Origin of the sequence: Gemella sp. 27098_8_155, assembly GCF_041433725.1 — a bacterium.
Lineage (GTDB): Bacteria > Bacillota > Bacilli > Staphylococcales > Gemellaceae > Gemella > Gemella haemolysans_D.
Genome location: NZ_JAPWCA010000015.1, coordinates 41,196 through 47,333, shown reverse-complemented (window position 1 = coordinate 47,333; position 6,138 = coordinate 41,196). Strand labels below are relative to the sequence as shown.

Genomic DNA, 6,138 nt, shown 5'->3' with positions numbered 1-6,138 from the left:
CCAGGATCAAACTCTCCAAATAAATTTGTTAGCTTGATTAGCTCATTAAAAAGTTTTATAGTTTCTTTTTAAAACTGTCCTTTTTTGGAATTAACGTTGACTTAATTCGTTTAGTTTTCAATGTTCAAAATAATGGAGCGGGTGATGAGAATCGAACTCACAACATCAGTTTGGAAGACTGAGGTTTTACCACTAAACTACACCCGCATTATTTAATTTCTTTTTAAATGTTTGTTCAACACTTAAATTATTTTATCATTTTTAGAAGTTTTTGTCAAGAACTTTTTTTTATTTTTTTAAAAAGTTTTTTGAGAACTTCTTGTCGTTTTAAGACTTATTAATAATATCATTTCTTTTGTTTTTTGTCAAGAGTTTTTTTGAAAATTCTTAACATTTAATATTTTGAAATGTTTTATTGTTCGGCTTCTCTATCAGAAGACTTTTATTATTCTATCATCAGTTTTATATTATGTCAATAGAAAATGAAAAAAAAGTTTAGAAAATTTCATTTTTTCTCTTTCTAAACTTTTTCTTCTATAAGATATATTTTTTTATTTATTTTGTAGTTTGTCTATGAACTATTCTATAAGGTAGATTCATTTCATTTTCTTTTACATTAAATTCTTCTAATTCTACCTCATCTATTTCTTCACCCTTACGTTTTGCTTTTTCAATATCAATTATTTTTGTTAGTACACGCATTGATACTGCACCGATATCAAAGATTGGTTGGAATACTGAAGAAATTTTCGGTCTTGTCATGTTTATTAGTTTTGTGTTTTCTAATGAAAGGATTTGTAAATCACCTGGAATACTAACTCCTAAATCTAGTGCTTGTTGCATTATAGCTAGTGCTACTTCATCAAACATAGTAATTACTACTTCTGAATCGATATTACTTAATGCTTTATACAGTTTATTACTTTCTTTATATGTTCTATATCCATCAATTATGTTTTGTGGTTTGAATTCTACTTTTTCTGAAGCAAGAGCATTTTTATATCCTTTTATCAGTCTTTGAGTTTTTTGGCTTTCATATTTATCTATTACTAATGAAATATTTTTAGATCCTTTTGCTAAAAATTCTTTCGTTACATCATATGCCGCTTTTTCATAATCAATATTTACTGCATAGAAATCAGAATCTGTTCCTAGGTTTCCTGCTAATACTACTGGTATTTGAATATCTTGCAAGTAATTTTTTGAACTATCTGATAGTGAATGACCTAAGTAAATAATTCCATCTACTTGTTTACTTACAAATGAGGCGAAGATATTTTTTTCAATTTCATTATCATCACATGAGTTTGCTAAAATAATGTTATATTTATACATATTAGCTACTGATTCAATACCACTAACTATTTCCGCTGAAGATAAGTCTGCTATATCTGGTAATACTATACCAATAGTTGTTGTTTTTTTACTAGCAAGTCCTCTGGCAACAGCGTTAGGTGTATATCTTAATTTTTTGATAACCTCTTGTACACGTAGTCTTGTATCTTCTTTTACGTTTGGATTATTATTAACAACCCTAGAAACTGTCGCCATCGATACTTTTGCTTCTTTTGCTACGTCATATATCGTTATTGTCATAGTTTTTCTCCTCTACTTTTTTACTTTAAATTTTTTTGATAACTTTAAAAACCTTTTCATCCGTATATATTGTACCAAATTTTTTTCTATAAGTCTAGTATTTGAAAATAATTTTTTCTATATTTTTTTATTTTCAAAAAACGTTTACTTCCCTTTAATATTAATATTCATTTTATTGAAATAATATAAAAAAGAAGAGTTAAATTCTCCTTAAAAATTTAAGATTAGAATTTAACTCTCCTATAATTTTCTTTAAATTATGCTTCTAAAGATGCGTATGCTTTTTCTAAAGTTTCTTTTAATACTTTAGCAGAGTGTTGCATTTTAGCTGTTTCTTCTTCAGTTAAGTCTAATTCTACTACTTCACGAACACCTTCGCGTCCAACGATAGCTGGAGTTCCGATATATAATCCGTCGATTCCGTAGTGTCCATCACAGTATCCACTTACTGCAAGCTCAACGTTTTCGTCACGTAAGATAGCTTTAACGATTGTGAATAATGCAAGTCCGATTGCGTAATAAGTAGCACGTTTACGGTTAATTACTTCGTATGCAGCACGCATAACTTTTTCTTCTACATCAGCGAAGTCTTCTTTAGTGTATTTAGAAGTTTCTAAGAATCTGTCGAATTGTTTTCCGTAAACATTTACGTTACTCCATGCAGCAAGTTGAGTGTCTCCGTGTTCCCCAATGATATATCCACGAACACTGCTTGGTGCTAATCCTAATTTGTCTCCTAAGATGTAACGGAATCTTGAAGAGTCAAGAGTTGTACCAGATCCAACGATTCTGTTTCTTGGGAATCCAGTGAATTTTTGTAAAGCGTTAGTTAATACGTCTACTGGGTTAGATGCAATAACGATAACTCCATCGAATCCAGAAGCAACGATTTGGTCTGACATATCTTTAACAACTTTAATGTTTTTGTCAACTAGGTCAAGACGAGTTTCACCTGGTTTTTGTGGAAGACCTCCAGCGATTACGATAACGTCTGCATCAGCACATTGTTCATATCCACCTGAAGTTACTTTAATAGGTGGTACTAAAGCTCCACCGTGGTTAAGGTCCATTGCTTCACCTTCAGCTTTTTCAGCGAAGAAGTCGATTAATCCTAGTTCTTCACAAAGTCCGCTTGAATATAATTGATAAGCAAAGCTCATCCCTACCATTCCTGCTCCTATTAAAACAACTTTTCTATTTTTCGCTTTCATAAGAAAACCTCCATTAATATATATATAGTTTTAGATATTTTTTAAGTAATTATTTTTACTATTTTATTTTTATGGGATAAAATACTATAACAACTCTTATTAAAGTACGCATATCTCATTTCCCTTAGAATTATATCACACTATTGGAAAAAAAGAAAGTGTTTTTATTGCCTTTATTTATGCTATCTTGTTATTAATCTAAACAAATTTTCATATATTTTTTGAAATTTTTATAGTGTTTTACCTTTTGAAAATAAAGCGTTTTCCTTTTGTTGTCTTTATTTATGCATATACTTTTAGTACAAGATAATTTTCTAATTTTATTATAATTAGTACATTTTTTAAGGTTAAATTTTTTAAAAAAATTTTATTTATTTTCTTTATTTTTCTACTTGTACTATTCATATTTATTTTTCTGTATTTATGTTTCATTTAAGTGTATTAGTTATTTATTATTATCCCTCCTACTGTAATATTACAGTTTTATACTTTTCTTCTTATATTCTACATTTATCTGTTCATTTTCATAGAGAAAAGAGGCTCAAATTATTCTTGAACCTCTTTCTTAAGTTATTTTTCTATTATATTTCCTTTTGAACTACAGTGTACTAGTGTTACTAATAATACCGCAGCAGTTAAAATTAATACATATAATCCTTTATTCCAATCTGAAATATCTCTAATGTATCCTAGTAATGGTGGAAATACTGCAGCTAATAAATATCCTCCTGATTGAGCTAATCCTGAAATATCAGCCGCTTCTCTTTCATTTCTTGATTTAGCAGAAAATAGATACATTACGTAAGAGAATGATCCTCCCCCAGCTAAGGCGAAGATAATAATAAAGATTAACATTATTGCGAAATTTCCGCTCGTATATAGCATTCCTACTAATGATGCTAAGTATCCTATAGTAATAACTACTGGAATAATTAGTTTATTATGTAGTTTATCCGCTAAAATCGGAACGATAAATGTTGATGGAAATTGTGCAAACTGGCTTATAGATAATAATAATCCTGCAGTTTCTGGTGTGAAACCTTTACTAATCATTATTTCTGAAAACCAAGAAACACTACAATAAAATAGTGCTGATTGCAGCCCCATACTTAGCATAATAGTCCACATTTTCGAATATTTAAAATATCCATGTACTTTCTCATGACTATCTTTCACTTCACTTACACTGCTATTTTTCGACATTGCTGTGTATACAAAAATATTAATTACAGCTATAACTAACCAAATATTAACAGCAAGACCTGTTGAAAATTTTTCTCCACCGATATTTGTACTTAAGATTGGGTAGCTAACACCAGCTGCAACTGCAGCTCCTACATTCATAACTACTGCATAAAATCCTGTCATAAGACCTAGTTTTTCTGGATAATATTTTTTTACCAATCCCGGTAATAACACGTTACCTACAGTTATTCCTACTCCAATTATAAATGTTGTAAGAAAGAATACATATGTATTAATGTAGAATCTTAACGCTAATCCGATACTTATTGTTATAACAGCTAATAATAATGTTTTTTCTAATCCAGCTTTGTTTGAAAGTTTTGCTACCATAGGACTAAAAATTGCAAAAGCTATTAATGGGATTGTTGTAATAAATCCTGCCACTGTATTATTTATATCTAATATAGATTTTAATGGCCCTAATATTGCCCCAACTGATGTTATAGGGGTTCTTAATATAAGACTTAAAAAGATAACACCGAGTATAATTAATATACTATTCGATTTTTTTGTCATTGTTCCTCCTTGTTAACATAGAAAAAGGAGTGATTTTACAATAAGAGTTAGGGAGTAATTTAAAAATCAATATTTCTAAGAAATCAATTTTATCGAATCTCCCCGCACAGTTTATTAGATATCTAAAGAGCTTTTACAAAGCGAATTTAGATATCAATAAACCACTACGTCTATGTGTTCCCATATGAACTTTGTTAAATTTTAAGGCTTTTGGGTCAGCCCCATTCTGTTTATGAGTTCTCATATAAACTTTTTTTAAAATTTAGCACTTTTGTGTCAGTACTTTTTCCTTATTATGTAAAATCTCCCCTACACAGTTTATTAGATACCCACCAAGTTGCTAAAAAACTCGTTGAATATCTAATAAATAACTACATTTTTATGTTTAAATTTAATTTTTATACTTTATTAGTAAGTTCTTACAGGTAAAATCAATTCGATAATTTCTCTGTGGTAGTCACTTGGCTGAATGATAAATGCTGTTAGTTCCCCAGAAAACTTAACGATAATTTCTTCAGCAGCAACAGCAGATACCGCATCTTTTAAATATTTACCAGATACAGAAATTTCAAATTTATCATCTTCTAATGTAGATGAAACTTTTAATTCTTCTACAGCACTTCCTAAATCTTTAGATTGAGAAGAAACTTCTAATAGATTATCAGTAACTACTAATTTAATAATATCATCTTTATCTTCTCTACTCATTAATGCAACCCTATCTACAGCATTAAAGAATTCTCTACTGTTTGCTACAAATGTACATTCAAAAACAGTAGGAATAAGTTTATTAGTATTAGGATAGTTTCCGCTAATTAATAATACTGTATAAACTACATTTTGGTAATAAAGAACTATTCTGTTATTTTCATAGAAGATTTCTACTTGATCTTTTCCATTTTCTATCATTCTTTGGAAATAAGTTAAAGCTTTTCTAGGAATAATTAAATTAAACTCTTTATTACTATCTTCATCATTAAGTGTAACTTGTCTTCTACTTAGACGATATGAGTCAGTAGCTGTAGCTGTTAAAATTTTGTTACTTAATGAGAAGTTTACCCCTTCTAAAATAGGTCTTTGATCATTAGGAGCTGTACAGAATACTGTTTCTTTAATAATATCATTAAAAACATTAGCTTCTAATTTAAGACTATTTTCTTTAGAAATAACTGGGAATTCTGGATAATCATTTGCATCATATCCTTTTACGTTAAATTCACTTTTTCCTGATTTAACTAATATATTATTTTCTATTGTTTCTATTTCTATTAAATCAGTAGGTGCTTTTCTAATAATTTCTATAAAATTACGAGATGGTAAAACTACTTGACCTTCTTCTTCAATAGTTATAATTTCTTTATCATCTTCATAACTATTTATTGAATATTCAACAGATACTAAAGAATCACTCGCTTTTAATATAAGTTGATCTTTTTCTAATTCTATTTTAATACCTTTTAAAATTTCAAAAAGAGAATTAGGTGCTATTACTCTTGATACGTGATTTAAGCCATCAAGAAAATTTGATTTAGTTATAGTAAATTTCATTTTTTCTCCTTATATATAATAT

Annotated in this window: 4 protein-coding genes and 1 tRNA gene; all 5 read right to left on the bottom strand. The window is 28.7% G+C overall.

Features of this window, described 5'->3' with window-relative positions:
• Positions 1–133: 133 nt before the first annotated feature.
• A tRNA-Gly gene (locus O5Y44_RS06975) sits at positions 134–207 on the bottom strand.
• 348 nt (positions 208–555) lie between these two features.
• Positions 556–1,596 (bottom strand): LacI family DNA-binding transcriptional regulator, encoded by a 1,041-nt coding sequence (locus O5Y44_RS06970; RefSeq protein ID WP_271965423.1) that lies wholly within the window; start codon positions 1,594–1,596, stop codon positions 556–558.
• A gap of 257 nt (positions 1,597–1,853) precedes the next feature.
• Complete coding sequence (locus O5Y44_RS06965; RefSeq protein ID WP_271965425.1) at positions 1,854–2,807, bottom strand: L-lactate dehydrogenase; 954 nt, start codon at positions 2,805–2,807, stop codon at positions 1,854–1,856.
• A gap of 570 nt (positions 2,808–3,377) precedes the next feature.
• A complete protein-coding gene (locus O5Y44_RS06960) occupies positions 3,378–4,568 on the bottom strand; it encodes a CynX/NimT family MFS transporter (RefSeq protein ID WP_371465811.1) in 1,191 nt (396 codons plus the stop codon).
• A 408-nt stretch (positions 4,569–4,976) separates the two neighbouring features.
• Positions 4,977–6,116, bottom strand: coding sequence for a DNA polymerase III subunit beta (gene dnaN / locus O5Y44_RS06955; RefSeq protein ID WP_271965427.1), 1,140 nt, complete (start codon positions 6,114–6,116; stop codon positions 4,977–4,979).
• Between the last annotated feature and the right edge of the window lie 22 nt (positions 6,117–6,138).

Coding starts and splice junctions, on each gene's coding strand:
- O5Y44_RS06970 (WP_271965423.1), bottom strand. CDS start 1,596: ATGACAATAACGATATATGACGTAGCAAAAGAAGCAAAAGTATCGATG.
- O5Y44_RS06965 (WP_271965425.1), bottom strand. CDS start 2,807: ATGAAAGCGAAAAATAGAAAAGTTGTTTTAATAGGAGCAGGAATGGTA.
- O5Y44_RS06960 (WP_371465811.1), bottom strand. CDS start 4,568: ATGACAAAAAAATCGAATAGTATATTAATTATACTCGGTGTTATCTTT.
- dnaN (WP_271965427.1), bottom strand. CDS start 6,116: ATGAAATTTACTATAACTAAATCAAATTTTCTTGATGGCTTAAATCAC.